General features: G+C 60.1%; 13 protein-coding genes and 2 pseudogenes. 12 read left to right on the forward strand and 3 right to left on the reverse strand.

The genetic code is table 11. The features are described 5' to 3' along the window. Positions 1-199: 199 nt before the first annotated feature. The 5 genes and pseudogenes from ACYZT5_RS22290 to selO all read left to right on the forward strand — a co-directional run. A pseudogene (locus ACYZT5_RS22290) lies at positions 200-856 on the forward strand (MCP four helix bundle domain-containing protein); the annotation flags it as partial. A 303-nt stretch (positions 857-1,159) separates the two neighbouring features. Continuing rightward, positions 1,160-1,759 (forward strand): annotated as a pseudogene (locus ACYZT5_RS22295) (methyl-accepting chemotaxis protein); the annotation flags it as partial. A gap of 250 nt (positions 1,760-2,009) precedes the next feature. Then, complete coding sequence (locus tag ACYZT5_RS22300; protein ID WP_462047435.1) at positions 2,010-3,752, forward strand: potassium/proton antiporter; 1,743 nt, start codon at positions 2,010-2,012, stop codon at positions 3,750-3,752. 34 nt (positions 3,753-3,786) lie between these two features. Then, positions 3,787-7,137: a mechanosensitive channel MscK gene (gene mscK / locus ACYZT5_RS22305; RefSeq protein ID WP_462047436.1), complete on the forward strand. Its 3,351-nt coding sequence runs from the start codon at positions 3,787-3,789 to the stop codon at positions 7,135-7,137. Positions 7,138-7,185: 48 nt separating this feature from the next. Beyond that, on the forward strand, positions 7,186-8,649 hold the full coding sequence (gene selO, locus ACYZT5_RS22310; protein WP_462047437.1) for a protein adenylyltransferase SelO: 1,464 nt from the start codon (positions 7,186-7,188) through the stop codon (positions 8,647-8,649). A gap of 6 nt (positions 8,650-8,655) precedes the next feature. On the opposite strand, the gene mazF is transcribed toward selO, so the two are convergent. Together mazF and mazE are read right to left on the reverse strand one after the other, a co-directional pair. Then, entirely contained in the window at positions 8,656-9,018 is a 363-nt protein-coding gene (mazF, locus tag ACYZT5_RS22315; protein WP_462047438.1) for a type II toxin-antitoxin system toxin MazF, read from the reverse strand. Then, positions 9,018-9,287 (reverse strand): type II toxin-antitoxin system antitoxin MazE, encoded by a 270-nt coding sequence (gene mazE, locus ACYZT5_RS22320; protein ID WP_095127471.1) that lies wholly within the window; start codon positions 9,285-9,287, stop codon positions 9,018-9,020. Before mazE ends, mazF begins: the two co-directional genes overlap by 1 nt. Positions 9,288-9,558: 271 nt before the next feature. On the opposite strand from mazE, the gene trxC reads away from it, so the two are divergent. Next, entirely contained in the window at positions 9,559-9,993 is a 435-nt protein-coding gene (gene trxC / locus ACYZT5_RS22325; RefSeq protein WP_462047439.1) for a thioredoxin TrxC, read from the forward strand. Between the two features lie 144 nt (positions 9,994-10,137). Here the strand turns inward: trxC and ACYZT5_RS22330 are convergent, their stop codons facing one another. Beyond that, a complete protein-coding gene (locus tag ACYZT5_RS22330) occupies positions 10,138-10,908 on the reverse strand; it encodes a ParA family protein (protein ID WP_462047440.1) in 771 nt (256 codons plus the stop codon). 355 nt (positions 10,909-11,263) lie between these two features. On the opposite strand from ACYZT5_RS22330, the gene ACYZT5_RS22335 reads away from it, so the two are divergent. Genes ACYZT5_RS22335 through ACYZT5_RS22360 form a run of 6 tightly spaced genes read left to right on the forward strand, consistent with a single transcriptional unit; the run spans position 11,264 to position 15,515 of the window. Then, entirely contained in the window at positions 11,264-11,989 is a 726-nt protein-coding gene (locus ACYZT5_RS22335; protein WP_462047441.1) for a beta-ketoacyl synthase chain length factor, read from the forward strand. Beyond that, positions 11,965-12,777 (forward strand): lysophospholipid acyltransferase family protein, encoded by an 813-nt coding sequence (locus ACYZT5_RS22340; protein WP_462047442.1) that lies wholly within the window; start codon positions 11,965-11,967, stop codon positions 12,775-12,777. Before ACYZT5_RS22335 ends, ACYZT5_RS22340 begins: the two co-directional genes overlap by 25 nt. Beyond that, on the forward strand, positions 12,755-13,030 hold the full coding sequence (locus ACYZT5_RS22345; protein ID WP_462047443.1) for a phosphopantetheine-binding protein: 276 nt from the start codon (positions 12,755-12,757) through the stop codon (positions 13,028-13,030). The genes ACYZT5_RS22340 and ACYZT5_RS22345 overlap by 23 nt, the downstream gene beginning before the upstream one ends. A gap of 9 nt (positions 13,031-13,039) precedes the next feature. Continuing rightward, positions 13,040-13,294, forward strand: coding sequence for an acyl carrier protein (locus ACYZT5_RS22350; protein WP_462047444.1), 255 nt, complete (start codon positions 13,040-13,042; stop codon positions 13,292-13,294). Continuing rightward, a complete protein-coding gene (locus ACYZT5_RS22355) occupies positions 13,291-13,836 on the forward strand; it encodes a COG4648 family protein (RefSeq protein WP_462047445.1) in 546 nt (181 codons plus the stop codon). The genes ACYZT5_RS22350 and ACYZT5_RS22355 overlap by 4 nt, the downstream gene beginning before the upstream one ends. Next, positions 13,833-15,515, forward strand: a complete 1,683-nt coding sequence (locus tag ACYZT5_RS22360; RefSeq protein ID WP_462047446.1) for an AMP-binding protein — start codon at positions 13,833-13,835, stop codon at positions 15,513-15,515. The genes ACYZT5_RS22355 and ACYZT5_RS22360 overlap by 4 nt, the downstream gene beginning before the upstream one ends. Positions 15,516-15,542 lie beyond the last annotated feature (27 nt).

Consider the following 15,542-nt stretch of genomic DNA (forward strand, 5'->3'; position numbering starts at 1 on the left):
GTTCCTGCACTTCGTCGCCCGGGCGGTTGTGCGACAAATACGCGCAGGGGCTCAAGACTTTAGTCGTATGACCGATAAGTCACCCATACGTCAGTCTCAGCGCCGCACGGATGCGCTCTTTTCGGTAAACACCATGTCCCTTCGTAATATGAATATCGCCCCACGGGCGTTCCTCGGCTTCGCCCTGATTGGCGGGCTGATGCTGGTCCTGGGTGTATTTGCCTTGAACCAGATGAGCAAGATTCGCGGTGCCGCCGAGGACATCACCTCACGCAGCGTGCCAAGCATCAAGAGCCTCGACGAATTCACGCAACTCACCCTGCGTCTGCGCGTGTTGTCCTACCGCTTGCTGGTGAACCGCGAGCCGGACGTGCAGCAAAAGACCATGGAGCTGCTGGAAACCCGCAATCAGCAGATCCGTACGGCCCAGGCGACCTACGAAAAACTGATCACCAGCCCGCAAGAACGCGCGGCCTACGATCAATACGTGCAGCTGTTGGGGCAATACCGTCAGATCGAAGACCGGATGAAAACCCTGTCGCGCAACAATCAGGTGGATGAACTGCGCACCCTGCTCAACACCGATTTGCTGACCAACTCCGAAGCGGTCAACACCGTGCTCAACCGTTTGCTGGAGATCAACACTCAGCAGACCGTCGACACCAATCAGCAAGCTGCCGACCAGTACGCCTCGGCCTTCAATCTGGTGGTGACCCTGTTGGCATTCGCCACCGGCCTGACGTTGTTGTTCGCCTGGTTGCTGACCAACAGCATTACCAAGCCGATCGCCAACGCGCTGAGCGCCGCCGAAGAAATCGCCGAAGGCAACCTGACTCGGCCGATCAAGGTTGATGGTGAAGACGAAGCCGGCCGCCTGCTGGCCGCCATGTCAAAGATGCAAGACAAGTTGCGCGACACCCTGCAACGGATTTCCGGCTCGGCCACGCAACTGGCGTCTGCCGCTGAAGAACTTAACAGCGTCACTGACGAAAGCGCCCGTGGCCTGACCCAGCAGAACAACGAAATCGAACAGGCTGCCACTGCCGTCAATGAAATGACCAGCGCCGTAGAAGAAGTCGCGCGCAATGCCGTCAGCACTTCCGAAGCCTCGAAAAATGCCACCACCTCTGCCGGCGATGGTCGTGATCTGGTGCAGGAAACCGTCAGCGCTATCGAACGCATGAGCGCCGATGTGCAGAGCACCGCGACCCTGATCGGCGACCTGGCCAACGAGTCCCGTGACATCGGCAAAGTGCTGGACGTGATTCGCGGCCTGGCTGACCAGACCAATCTGCTGGCCTTGAACGCCGCCATTGAAGCAGCCCGTGCCGGTGAGGCCGGTCGTGGTTTTGCCGTGGTAGCGGACGAGGTCCGTGCACTGGCCCACCGCACCCAACAATCGACCAGCGAAATCGAACGCATGATCGGCAGCATCCAGAGCGGCACCGAGCACGCGGTGGATTCGATGCGCAACAGCACCGAACGCGCCGAGTCGACCTTGAACATTGCTCGCGGCGCGGGCCTGTCGCTGGACACTATTAACAGTGCGATCGTCGAAATCAACGAACGCAACCTGGTGATCGCCAGCGCTGCCGAAGAGCAGGCGCAGGTGGCTCGCGAAGTGGACCGCAATCTGGTGAACATTCGTGATCTGTCGGTGCAGTCGGCAACCGGGGCGAATCAGACGAGTGCTGCCAGCAATGAGTTGTCGCGGTTGGCGCTGGACCTGAACAATATGGTTGGGCGGTTTAGCCTGTAACCCGTAACTGATCGTTCCCACGCTCCCGCGTGGGAATGCAGCCCGGGACGCTCTGCGTCCCAAAAAGCGGACGCAGAGCGTCCATTGAGGCATTCCCACGCAGAGCGTGGGAACGATCACCGCTCCTGCGCCTCCTCTCTGCTGTCAAAAAAGCTTTTTGACAGCATCACATTTCAACAGGTTAGAATCGCTGGCACGCAGACTGCATGGTCAGTTTGTGCCCGCCTTTCTGCTTTCTGGAGTACTGCCTTTGAATGCGACGACCATCAACAGCCTGTTCTTGATCGGCGCGTTGCTGGTAGGTGCGAGCATTCTGGTGAGCTCACTTTCGTCCCGCCTCGGCATCCCGATTCTGGTGATCATCCTCGCGGTGGGCATGTCGGCCGGCGTCGATGGCGCCGGCATTATTTTCGATAACTACCCAACGGCTTATCTGGTCGGCAACCTCGCCCTGGCAGTCATCCTGCTCGACGGCGGCTTGCGCACCCGGGTTTCCAGCTTCCGCGTGGCGTTATGGCCGGCGCTGTCGCTCGCGACGGTCGGGGTGTTGATTACCACGGGGCTGACCGGCATGGCAGCCGCCTGGTTGTTCAACCTGAACCTGATTCAGGGCCTGCTGATCGGCGCTATCGTTGGCTCCACCGACGCCGCGGCGGTGTTCTCACTGCTGGGTGGCAAAGGCTTGAACGAACGGGTCACCGCCACCCTCGAGATCGAGTCCGGCAGCAACGACCCGATGGCGGTGTTCCTCACCGTGACCTTGATCGACATGCTCGCCAGCGGCCAGACCGGTCTGCACTGGAGCCTGCTGACCCACCTGCTGCGTGAGTTCGGTATCGGTGCCGTCATCGGCCTGGGCGGCGGCTGGGTCATGCTGCAACTGGTTAACCGTATCCACCTGGCCACCGGCCTTTATCCGATTCTGGTCATTGCTGGCGGATTGGTCGTGTTTGCCCTGACCAACGCCTTGCACGGCAGCGGCTTTTTGGCGGTGTACCTGTGCGGTCTGGTCATCGGCAACCGCCCGGTGCGCAGCCGCCACGGCATTTTGCACATGCTCGATGGCATGGCCTGGCTGGCGCAAATCGGCATGTTCCTGGTGCTGGGGCTGCTGGTGACGCCCCATGACTTGTTGCCGATTGCCCTGCCCGCTCTGGGTCTGGCGCTGTGGATGATTCTGTTTGCCCGGCCGTTGTCGGTAATGGTCGGTCTGCTGCCGTTCAAGGCGTTCCACGGGCGCGAGAAGGCGTTCATTTCCTGGGTCGGGTTACGCGGCGCGGTCCCGATCATTCTGGCGGTGTTCCCGCTGATGGCCGGCCTCCCCAACGCCCAGCTCTACTTCAACCTCGCGTTCTTTATCGTGTTGGTGTCGCTGCTGGTGCAGGGTACGAGCCTGCCATGGGTGGCAAAGCTATTGAAAGTGACCGTTCCGCCGGAGCCGGCGCCGATCTCGCGCGCAGCGCTGGAGGTGCACGTCACCAGCGAGTGGGAGTTGTTCGTTTATCGCCTCGGCGCCGAGAAATGGTGCATCGGCTCGCCCCTTCGCGAACTGAAAATGCCCGAAGGTACTCGCATTGCAGCCCTGTTTCGTGGCCAGCAACTGCTCCATCCGTCGGGTAGTACGGTGCTCGAAGTGGATGATTTGCTGTGTGTAATCGGCCATGAACACAACCTTCCGGCCCTCGGAAAACTCTTCAGTCAGGCACCGCAACGAGGCCTCGATTTGCGCTTCTTCGGCGACTTCGTACTCGAAGGAGACGCCCAGCTGGCCGCGGTTGCTGCGCTGTACGGATTGAAAGTGGAAGGCATCGACCCGGACATGTCCCTGGGCCATTTCATTGCCCAGAAAGTGGGCGGTGCACCGGTGGTCGGCGACCAGGTGGAGTGGAACAACACCATTTGGACCGTCGCGGTCATGGAAGGGAACAAGATCGGCAAAGTGGGCGTCAGATTCCCCGAAGGAAGTCGCCCCGGTCCGGGACTCTTCCTCTAAACTCCATTCTTCGTCTCGTTTTCGATCGGTCTCTATGTCAACCCTGCGCACCTTTTTCATCATGGCCCTGCTGGGCTTGAGTCTTTCTGTCGGTACATTGCAAGCGGCCGAACCGCCGTCCAGCGAAGCCGTGCAGGCGAACCTGGACAAGATCGCCGACCGCAAACTGCCGGAAGCCGATCAGAAAGCCCTGCAAACCATCCTGCAAAACACGCTGACACAACTCAACAACCAGCGTGATTACGAGCAGAGGCTGGCCGATCTCAAACAGCAACTGGCCAGCGCCCCGAAGCAGAACGTTGAGAACCAGCGAGAACTGACCAAGCTCAAAGCCACCAAAGTGTTGCCGGTGCCGCAACGCTATACCAAAGAGTCTATTCAGCAACTGGAGCAGATGCTCACTGAGCGCTCCACCCAGCAAAGCGATCTGCAGAAGGCCCTGGCCGATGCCAACAGCCTGGTCATTACCGCCCAGACCCGCCCCGAGCGCGCCCAGGCCGAAATTTCTACCAGCCAGACGCGCATCCAGCAGATCAACAACATCCTCAAGGCCGGCAAGGACGCCGGCAAGACCTTGACCCCCGAGCAACGCGACCTGCTCAACGCCGAGCTCGCGGCGCTGAATGCCCTGATCCCGTTGCGTCGCCAGGAACTGGCCGGTAACAATCAACTGCAGGACTTGGGCAACAGCCAGCATGACTTGCTATCGGAAAAATCCGATCGTCTGGATCAGGAAATCCAGGAGCTGCAAAACCTGATCAACCAGAAGCGCCTGGCTCAGTCCCAGGAGACGGTGACCCAGCAGTCCATCGAAGCGCAGAAGGCCGGCGGCAGCAGCCTTTTGGCCACCGAAAGCGCGGCCAACCTGAAGCTTTCTGACTACCTGCTCAAAAGTACTGACCGCCTCAACGAAGTCACCCAGCAGAACCTGCAGACCAAGCAGCAGCTGGACAACGTGACCCAGAGCGATTCGGCGCTGGACGAGCAAATCAACGTACTCAGGGGCAGCCTGCTGCTCTCCAAGATTCTCTACAAACAGAAACAGGCCCTGCCACGTCTCAAGCTCGACCGTGACCTGGCCGACCAGATTGCCGACATTCGCCTCTATCAATTCGAAGTCAGCCAGCAACGGGAACTGCTCAGCAACCCGGCCACTTACGTCGACAATCTGCTGTCTACCCAACCGCCGGAACAAGTCACCCCGGCGCTGCGCAAGAGCCTGCTGGACCTGGCCACGACCCGCGCCGACCTGCTGGAGCGGTTGAACCGCGAACTGAGCGCGGTGCTCAACGAATCCATCACGTTGCAACTCAATCAGAAACAATTGCTCAGCACGGCCCAAAGCCTGCGAGCGACCCTCGATGAACAGATGTTCTGGATTCCCAGCAACAAGCCGCTGGACCCGGAGTGGATGCGCGGCGTACCGGAACGCCTGCAACGTCAGGTCACCACCCTGCCCTGGGCCTCGAGCCTGAGCGAATTGGCTGACGGCCTGACCCAGCGGCCGTTGCTGTTCCTGCCGTTGGCGTTGCTGATCGGAACCCTGCTGTGGCGGCGCAAGAGCCTGTATGCCCGACTGAACAAGGTTCACCAGGACATCGGTCACTTCAAGCGCGATAGCCAGTGGCACACTCCCCAGGCGATTCTGATCAACATTTTGCTGGCGATGCCGGTGTCTCTGGGCCTGGCCTTGTGTGGCCTGGCCTTGCAAATCGACGCCCGCGGACAGAACGCCAACATGGGCGCGGCGCTGCTGCAAATGGCTCAGGCCTGGCTGGTGTTCTACACCGCTTACCGGACCCTCGCGCCGGGCGGCGTGGCCGAACTGCATTTCCGCTGGGAAAAACCCCAGGTCGAATTCCTTCAAGGTTGGGTCCGCCGGCTCGGGCTGGTGGTGATGGCCCTCGTCGCGGTAGTGGCGGTCGCCGAACTGCAACCGGCGGCACTGGCCGATGATGTGCTCGGCATGCCGGTGGTGCTGACCTGCTACGCGTTGATGGCCTGGCTGCTCAGCCGCTTGCTGATCAGCAGCCCGACTCACCAGAACGCTTCGCTGTTCCGCAAGGCCGTGGGGATCATGTTCACCGTCCTGCCAGTCGCGTTATTCGTAGCGGTGTGCTTCGGTTATTACTACACAGCGCTGAAGCTCAGTGACCGGTTGATCAACACCCTGTACCTGCTGATGTTCTGGCTGGTGATCGAAGCCACCTTCGTGCGCGGTCTCAGCGTGGCGGCACGCCGTCTGGCCTACCAGCGCGCCCTGGCCAAACGCCAGGCCGCGAAAGAGGCCGGCGACGGTGAAGCGGTGATCGAAGAGCCCACACTGGATATCGAGAAGGTCAACGAGCAGTCCCTGCGCCTGATCCGTCTGGCCCTGCTTGGCGGTTTCATCGCGGCGTTGTACTGGGTCTGGTCCGATCTGATCTCGGTGTTTTCGTACCTGGATAACGTCACCCTCTACGAATACACCAGCGGCACCGGCGCCAACATGAGCATGGTGCCGATCAGCATTGGCGACATGCTCGGCGCGGTGATCATCATCGGCATCACCTTCGCCCTCGCGCGTAACTTGCCGGGGCTGCTGGAAGTGTTGGTGTTGTCGAAACTGAACCTGGCTCAGGGCAGTGCGTACGCCACCACTACGTTGCTGTCTTACGTGATCGCCGGCGTCGGTTTTGTCTCGACCCTGTCGACGCTTGGCGTGAGCTGGGACAAGTTGCAATGGCTGGTGGCGGCGCTATCGGTAGGACTCGGTTTCGGGATGCAGGAAATCTTCGCGAACTTCATCTCCGGGATCATGATCCTGTTCGAACGCCCGGTGCGGATCGGCGACACGATCACCATCGGCAACCTGTCGGGCACGGTGAGCAAGATCCGTATCCGCGCCACGACCATCACCGACTTCGACCGCAAGGACATCATTGTCCCGAACAAGACGTTCATCACCGGGCAACTGATCAACTGGTCCCTGACCGACACCATCACCCGAGTGACGCTCAAACTCGGCGTCGATTACGGCTCGGACCTGGACCTGGTCAAGGAATTGCTGCTCAAGGCTGCGCGCGACAACCCACGCGTATTGAAAGACCCGGAACCCCACGTGTACTTCCTGAACTTCGGCGAAAGCACCCTCGACCATGAGTTGCGCATGCACGTGCGAGACCTCGGTGACCGAAACCCGGTGCTCGATGAGGTCAACCGCTTCATCAATCGCGAGTTCAAGAAACAGCACATCAACATCTCGTTCCGGCAGATGGAGGTTTACCTCAAGAACGTTCACGGCCAGGAATACAAAATGGTGCCCATCGAGCCCGAATCCAAAACCATCGTGCCGCTGGTCGATGGCAAATCGCCGCAAGAGCCACCACCGGCCAAGCTCGACTAAGCGGCTTATCCCTAGCAGAATGCTCGGACATTCTGCTGGAGATGGCCCTTGAAAGCCCTCGACGAACTGACCTTCGATAATCGTTTCGCCCGCCTGGGCGATACGTTTTCCGCCCACGTGCTGCCCGAACCCATCGACAACCCGCGTCTGGTGGTGGCCAGCCCCGCCGCCATGGCGCTGCTCGACCTCGACCCTAGCGTGGCCGAAACCCCGGAGTTCGCCGAACTGTTCAGCGGCCATAAGCTCTGGGCCGACGCGGTCCCGAGGGCGATGGTCTATTCAGGTCATCAGTTCGGTTCCTATAACCCACAGCTGGGCGATGGTCGCGGTCTGTTGCTGGGCGAGGTCTACAACGAGGCCGGCGAGCATTGGGACCTGCACCTCAAGGGTGCCGGCCAGACGCCCTTTTCGCGCATGGGTGATGGCCGGGCGGTGCTGCGGTCCTCGATCCGCGAATTTCTTGCCTCCGAAGCGCTGTATGCCCTGAACATCCCGACCACCCGCGCGCTGTGCGTAATCGGCTCCGACACGCCGGTGTGGCGCGAGAAGCAGGAACGCGCGGCCATGGTCCTGCGCATGGCGCCGAGCCATGTGCGTTTCGGGCATTTCGAATATTTCTACTACACCAAACGTCCCGAGAAGCAGAAAGAACTCGGCGACCACGTGCTGGCCATGCATTTCCCGGAATGCCTGGAACAGCCAGAACCGTACCTGGCGATGTTCCGTGAAATCGTTGAGCGCAACGCTGAACTGATCGCCAAATGGCAGGCCTATGGGTTCTGCCACGGCGTGATGAACACCGACAACATGTCGATCCTCGGCATTACCTTCGACTACGGCCCGTTCGCGTTCCTCGACGACTTTGACGCCCACTTCATCTGCAACCACTCCGATGACCAGGGCCGTTACTCCTTCAGCAACCAGGTGCCAATCGGCCAGTGGAACCTCAGCGCCCTCGCCCAGGCCCTGACGCCATTCATCAGCGTCGAAGCCCTGCGTGAAACCCTCGGTCTGTACTTCCCGCTGTACCAGGCCCATTACCTGGACCTGATGCGCCGCCGCCTCGGCTTCACCACGGCCGAAGACGATGACCAGAAACTGCTGGAACACTTGCTGCAACTGATGCAGAACAGCGGCGTCGACTACAGCCTGTTCTTCCGCCGCCTGGGTGAAGAATCACCTGAACTGGCCGTCGCCCGTTTGCGCGATGACTTCGTCGACATCAAGGGCTTCGATGCCTGGGGCGAGCTTTATGTCGCCCGGGTTGCCCGTGACGGCGAGGTTGATCAGGAGCAACGCCGCAAACGGATGCATGCGGTCAATCCGCTGTACATCCTGCGTAACTACCTGGCGCAGAAAGCCATCGATGCGGCGGAGAGTGGCGACTATTCAGAGGTTCGCCGACTGCATGCGGTGTTGAGCAATCCGTTCGAGGAACAGCCGGGGATGGAGAGTTATGCCGAACGGCCGCCGGAGTGGGGCAAGCATTTGGAGATCAGTTGTTCGTCGTGAGAGGGATCAATCCATGGGATCGATGGCACTGACGACTCGAGCAATGATGTCTGCCATCGTGATGTCATCAAGTCGTTCAATGAACTTGGCTGAGCCGTCCCGGACTCGCTGCTCAATATCAAAACTGCGCACCTGATTGCAAACCGCTACACCGTTCGTTTCGTGGCCGGAGACGATGACCGCCAAACCGGAGTTTCGACTGAAGCTCCCGCCACTGGTCACGGGCACAGTCATGCTGACACCCAGTGAGTTGATTTCCCTTGGCGTAATCACCACGAACCGATGCCGGTTCATCATCTCTCGTCCCGCAACCGGGTTCGGGTCAATCCAGTAGACATCGCCCCGCTGCGGGGCTTGCCGCTTAACCATTAACCTAGCTCCCGGCCAACTGAATCGCCTTCACGTGCAAACGCCGTCTGAGCATTCAGCTCAGCGACTTCTTCGGAACCTTCAAGCAACTCGGCAAGGCTGTACCGCTTGCGAGGAGGCTGTACAACCGGACGGGCAATCAACTCGCCATCGACCACATTCAGTTCCAACTGTGCCCCTACTTCCAGGTGCAGGAGCTTCAGTAAAGTTGGCGGGAGGGTAATCACCGCAGCCCCACCTTGACGACGGATTTTGGAAGTCACGGACATGGGATAACTCCTATCCGATAATTGAAAGGCATCGATTTCTCGATAAGTGCAACAAAAGTAGCACGAGGTTGAAGGCAAAGCGAACTCCTCACAAAGGTGATTTGAAGATTGTGGCGTTGCTTCCAGCGTAGCCACCGATCCCAAACGGAACGCTTGGAAAATGTGAGGATTTGCGACAAGCGCGTCGCGCCTGCTGGCCTTTCACGGCTTGATAAAAGCAGTTTGCGACACCAGATCAGTTCTAGATTGCCCACTCATTCAGAGCACGACCATGTCTGACCCACTCCTCATCCCCTGCCCCCACTGCAACGGCCTCAACCGCATCCCCGCCGAGCGCCTCAACGACCACCCAAAATGCGGCCGCTGCAAGGCCGAGGTCTTGCTGAACAAACCGTTCGAGTTGAAGCAAAGCGATTACGCCAGCCAGATCAAGGGCGATCTGCCGTTGCTGGTGGACGTTTGGGCGGACTGGTGTGGGCCGTGCAAGTCGTTTGCGCCGGTGTTTGAGCAGGCGGCGGTGCAATTGGCCGGCAAGTGTCGACTGGCCAAGCTGGACAGCGAGGCGAACCAGCAGCTGTCGGCACAGTTGGGGATCCGTTCGATCCCGAGTCTGATTCTGCTCAAGAACGGCCGGGAAGTCGCACGCCAGAGCGGGGCCTTCCCGTTACCGCAGTTGATGAGCTGGTTGCGTAGCCAAGGGATTTAGAACCACCACAAATAAATGTGGGAGCGAGCCGGCTCCGGGCGGCGTTCCGACGAAGAGGGCCTCACATTCAACATCTCTGTTGACTGGACTTCCGCTTTCGCGAGCAGGCTCGCTCCCACAGTGGTTCGGTGTTGTTTGCAGGAATCAGGTGTTTTCCAGCAGTTTGTGCAGATCGACGAATTGCTGCGTCAGCTTGTGACGTGGGTCGAGGTGGATCAGCGGCGTGTTGGCCTGGTGGGATTCACGCATGCGCACCGAACTACCCAGGTACACCGACAACACCGGCAGGCCTTCGGCGATCAGTTCGTCGAGGATTTGCTGGGGCAGACTGGCCCGAGCCTGGAACTGGTTAACGACAATCCCTTCGACTTCCAGCCCTTCGTTGTGGTCGTCCTTCAATTCTTCGATTTCTGCCAGCAGGCCGTACAACGCCTGACGCGAGAAGCTGTCGCAATCGAAGGGGATCAGCACGCGATCAGCGGCAATCAAGGCTGAAACCGCATAGAAATTCAGGGCTGGCGGGGTATCGAGGTAGATCCGGTCGTAATCGCCGTCCAGTTCCTCGAGCAATTTGCGCAGCTTGTTGATCTTGTGTTTGGCCTCAAGCTTGGGCTGCAAATCAGCCAGCTCGGCAGTGGCGGTGATGACGTGGAGGTTGTCGAATGGGGTTTCGTAGATATCGACCTGTTTTTTCCTGGAGAACGGTCCGGAAGTCAGGGTCTGTTTGAAAAAGTCGGCGATGCCCATCGGAATGTCATCACCGGTGAGCCCCGTCAGGTACTGAGTGGAGTTGGCCTGGGCATCGAGATCCACCAACAGGGTGCGATAGCCCTCGCTGGCGCTGACCGCCGCCAGATTGCAGGCGATGCTGGATTTGCCTACGCCACCTTTCTGATTGAACACCACGCGCCGCATGTCAAAACCTCCGTGTATCAAAGAATGACCGAGTGTAGTAGTCCACAACGTTGCTTAGCTACCTCCCAGGCATAGGGACTACACAGTCAGGTGTGATCTCATGCGGAAAAAACCATGAATGCGTGCATTCCTTGCAGATAGAGCCGACAGACAGGCCGGTCGCAGCGTGGATAATGGCCAAGTGACAGCCATGCACGAACCAACCGGTACATTTCATTGAGCAAAATGTAACCATCATTTGCTACACGCCCGCCGCAACGGGATAATGCGCGCCACTCGGCGCTAAGCGCCACGATAAGGTAGTTTGCGTTTTTTGCGACTCACCGCGTCAAGGAAGCCCGCAGGGGCGGGATGAATGCCTGTGATCAACTTCAACATCGCCCAATGGCGCGCGTGGGCCCCTGGGCTCGAAAGCGTGGACGATTGGCAGGCCTGGAGCCGACAACCGGTCGTGCTTGCGAGCAGCGATGCCGCCCCCGACGTCTCGTTTTTGCCGGCCATGCAGCGCCGTCGACTCAGTCGTCTGGCGCGGATGGCGTTCAGTGTCGGCTGGCCTTTGGCCGATGGTCGTCAGGACCTACCGTTGGTCTTTATTTCTCGCCACGGCGAAACACCGCGCACCTTCGATATTCTCCGCGATCTGGCTGCCGATCAGCCGCTGTCGCCGACTCAATTCAGCCTGTCCGTGCACAACGCGATCATCGGCCTGTGGTCGATCATGCGGGGTGAAACCAGCGAAATGACTGCCCTCGCCGCAGCCGGCGATGGCCTTGAACACGGCATGCTAGAGGCTGCAGCTTTGCTTGGCGAAGGCGCACCCGCGGTACTGCTGGTCGTCACCGAAGAGCAACCGCCCGATGCCTACTCGACCTGGATCGACGACGTGCCGTTCCCTTACGCGGTCGGTCTGCTGATCACCCCCGGCAACGACTGGCAGCTGTCCCTGAACAGCGCCTCGGATCAGTTGTCCAAAGCCCACTGGCCCCATGCCCTGAACCTATTGCGTACCCTGCTCGGCCAGCAGACAACCTGCCAACATGCCTGGAAAAATCGTGTATGGACCTGGCAACGCAACCTGTAACCGATAAAAACCGCGACGCCTATTACTGGCGCCTGCTGGCTACCGCCGCAAGCTTCACCCTGTTCGGGTTGGGCGGGCTGTGCCTGCGCCTGGTGGTTTTCCCGCTGCTGAACTGCCTGCCCGGCGATGCCCGGACACACCGGCGGCGAGCGCGGCAGACCGTCGCTCGCCTGTTCTGGTTTTTTGTACGATTCATGGCTCGCACCGGCGTGCTGACTTACGACATCCAGGGCGCCGAAAAACTCGGTCGCCCCGGGCAAATGATCATCGCCAATCACCCGTCGCTGATCGATGTGGTGTTCCTGATCGGCCTGGTGCGCCACGCCAACTGCGTGGTCAAGAAAAGCCTCTGGGAGAACCCTTTTACCCGCGGCCCGCTAGGCAGCACCGAATACATCAGCAACGACGGCAGCATGGACATGCTCGATGCCGCTGCCGATGCGCTCAAAAGCGGCCAGACCCTGATCATCTTTCCCGAAGGCACCCGCACCCAACCGGGTCAGCCGCCGGCCTTCCATCGGGGTGCTGCGGCGATCGCACTGCGCGGTGCGAAAATCCTCACCCCGGTGATCATCAAGGTCAGCCCGACCACATTGACCAAGGCCGAACCCTGGTATCGGATCCCCAAACGCCGCGTGCACTTCAGTTTCCGTGTCGGGGCCGATATAGACCCACAAGCCTTCGCCGCGCTGGGCCCTGCTCCACAGGCCTCGCGCAAGCTCAACGATTATTTGCATTCTTACTTTATTAAGGAGCTCGCCGAAGATGAGCGATCTGCACACTCTTAGTCTCAAGCAGGAAATCAAAGAACTGATCATCGACGCCCTGGGCCTGGAAGACATCAGCGTCGAAGACATCGGCGACGACCAGACGCTGTTCGGCGAAGGCTTGGGCCTGGACTCGGTTGACGCCCTGGAACTCGGCCTGGCGATCCAGAAAAAATACGGCATCAAAATCGACGCCGACGCCAAAGACACCCGCAATCATTTCAGCAACGTGGCGAGCCTTGCGGCGTTCGTCACTGCAAAACAGGCAGCTTGAGACCGGACCATGCAAACTCGTGACGACATTTTCAACACCTTGCGCGATGCTCTGGTCGAGCTCTTCGAGCTGGCCCCCGAACGCGTCAGCCTCGAATCCAACCTGTATCAGGACCTGGAAATTGACAGCATTGACGCGGTCGACCTGATCGATCACATCAAACGCCAGACCGGCAAGAAAATCGCTGCCGAAGAATTCAAAACGGTGCGCACGGTCAGCGACGTGGTCGAGGCGGTCTACCGTCTGGTTCAGCCGGCCGCATGAGTCGATTGATCGGCCTTGGCCTGCTGCTGGCGGGTCTGCTGTACCCCTTCGCGGTGTATTTCGGCATGGAGCATTTTGCCCCGTGGCAGTTCGGTCTGCTGCTGGGCAGTCTGTGGCTGGCCCGGGCGCTGCTCGGCGCGCGCCGCCCAGGCAGCTTGTGGATGGCGATCACCGCGATCGTTTTTTGCCTATTGCTGGCGCTGTTCGACAGCCCGCTCTTGCTGCGCTGGTACCCGGTGCTGATCAGCGCTTTCATGCTCGGGCTGTTTGGCCTGAGCTTGATCGTTGGCCCGCCGATCATCGAACGACTGGCGCGTATGCGTGAACCGCAATTGCCGGCCAAGGCGATTGTTTATACGCGCCAGGTGACGATCGTCTGGAGCGTGTTTTTCCTCTGTAACGGTTTGCTCGCCGCCGCCCTGACCCTCTGGGCGCCGCTGAGTTGGTGGATGCTGTACACCGGCCTGATTTCCTACGGATTGATGGGTCTGCTGTTTGCCATTGAATGGCTTATACGACAACGGGTACGAGGCCACCCATGAATTGGATAAAACTTGAGCAACTGTTGCTCAAGGCGCAACCGGAACGTGCCGTGACGGCCGAACCGACGCTGAATCACGCGCAACTGTGCGTACAGGCGTTGAGCCTCGCCGCGGGACTGCAAGCCCAGGGTGTGCGGCGCATTGCCGTGCACCTTGAGGACGCCGCCAACCTGGCAATTGCCCTGCTGGGTGCCTGGCGTGCCGGGGTCAGCGTGCTGCTGCCCGCGGACCTGCAAGCCCAGACTCGACAGCGCTGGTCGACCGAAGTCGATCTGTGGCTGACCGATCAGGCCGATGACGCGCACCTGAGCGATTACCGGCATCCGCCGTTGATGCCCGCCGCACTGGATCTGGATCGTTGTTCGCTGAGCCTGTGCACGTCCGGTTCCAGTGGCGAGCCCAAGCGCATCGACAAAACCTTGCGCCAACTGGCCAATGAGGTCCAAGCGCTGGAGCTGCTCTGGGGAGCCGATCTGGGCCAGACTTGCATCATTGGCAGCGTCGCCACTCAGCATATTTACGGATTGTTATTTCGAGTGCTGTGGCCGCTGTGCGCCGGGCGCTCGTTTGTGCGCAAGCAGCTGGCATTCCCTGAAGACCTGCAGCGCGCCAGCCGCGAACACCCGGCGTTTGCCTGGGTCGCCAGCCCGGCGCTGCTCAAGCGCATGGGCGACAACCTCGACTGGCCTGCTTTAAGTGCGGTTCGCCGGGTATTTTCCTCCGGCGGTGCATTGCCGGCCGAGGCCGCGCAAAGCCTTCAGCAACGCCTGCAGCAGTGGCCGACGGAAATCCTCGGCAGCTCGGAAACCGGCGGCATCGCCTGGCGTCAGGGCCACGATCTCTGGCAGCCCTTTGCTGACATTGAATTGAGCCAGGACAGCGACGGCGCTCTGCTCATTGCTTCGCCGTACTTGCCGTACGGCCATATCGAACACACCGCGGATGCCGCGCGAATCGCTGCCGACGGCCGATTCGAACTGCTCGGACGGCTGGACCGGATCGTCAAACTGGAAGAAAAACGTATCTCGCTACCGATGCTGGAACAGGCCCTGATGGCCCACGACTGGGTCGCCGAAGCGCGTCTTGGCGTGGTTCAGGAAAACCGCGCTTCGTTGGGTGCGTTGCTGGTGCTGACCGAGTCAGGCCTGCATGCCTTGCGCAATCAGGGTCGACGCACCCTCACGCAAGAACTGCGTCAACATCTGAGCCAGCATTGCGAAGCCCTGGCGTTGCCACGCCGTTGGCGCCTGCTGCGGCATCTGCCGCTGAACGCTCAGGGCAAACTGCCCCAGGCCACCGTTGAAGCCCTGCTACTGGCGCCGCGACCAAAGGCGCCGCAAGTGCTGGAGCAGATCGAAGTCGATGGTGAGTGGAGCCTGCAACTGGCGGTACCACCCGACCTCGCCTACTTCAGCGGGCACTTCCCCCAAACGCCGGTATTGCCCGGTGTGGTGCAAGTAGAATGGGCGTTAACGCTGGGTCAGCAATTGATGGACCTGCCGGCAAAATTCGCCGGCATGGAAGTGCTGAAATTCCAGCAACTGGTGCGCCCCGGCGATGAAGTCCAGCTGCACTTGCGCTTCGATCCGACGCGCAGCAAGTTGTATTTCGCCTATCGCAACGAGACCGCGACCTGCTCCAGTGGGCGGATCTTGCTGGAGGCTGCAGGCGATGCGTAACCTTGGTGAGTGCTGCGCACTCATTCG

It is taken from the genome of Pseudomonas sp. LB3P14, from assembly GCF_054898045.1.

Bases quoted from the DNA above. Each gene is read 5' to 3' on its own strand.
- mscK (WP_462047436.1), top strand. From the start codon at position 3,787: ATGTCAACCCTGCGCACCTTTTTCATCATGGCCCTGCTGGGCTTGAGT.
- mazF (WP_462047438.1), bottom strand. From the start codon at position 9,018: ATGGTTAAGCGGCAAGCCCCGCAGCGGGGCGATGTCTACTGGATTGAC.
- mazE (WP_095127471.1), bottom strand. From the start codon at position 9,287: ATGTCCGTGACTTCCAAAATCCGTCGTCAAGGTGGGGCTGCGGTGATT.
- trxC (WP_462047439.1), top strand. From the start codon at position 9,559: ATGTCTGACCCACTCCTCATCCCCTGCCCCCACTGCAACGGCCTCAAC.
- ACYZT5_RS22330 (WP_462047440.1), bottom strand. From the start codon at position 10,908: ATGCGGCGCGTGGTGTTCAATCAGAAAGGTGGCGTAGGCAAATCCAGC.
- ACYZT5_RS22335 (WP_462047441.1), top strand. From the start codon at position 11,264: ATGCCTGTGATCAACTTCAACATCGCCCAATGGCGCGCGTGGGCCCCT.
- ACYZT5_RS22340 (WP_462047442.1), top strand. From the start codon at position 11,965: ATGGACCTGGCAACGCAACCTGTAACCGATAAAAACCGCGACGCCTAT.
- ACYZT5_RS22345 (WP_462047443.1), top strand. From the start codon at position 12,755: ATGAGCGATCTGCACACTCTTAGTCTCAAGCAGGAAATCAAAGAACTG.
- ACYZT5_RS22350 (WP_462047444.1), top strand. From the start codon at position 13,040: ATGCAAACTCGTGACGACATTTTCAACACCTTGCGCGATGCTCTGGTC.
- ACYZT5_RS22355 (WP_462047445.1), top strand. From the start codon at position 13,291: ATGAGTCGATTGATCGGCCTTGGCCTGCTGCTGGCGGGTCTGCTGTAC.
- ACYZT5_RS22360 (WP_462047446.1), top strand. From the start codon at position 13,833: ATGAATTGGATAAAACTTGAGCAACTGTTGCTCAAGGCGCAACCGGAA.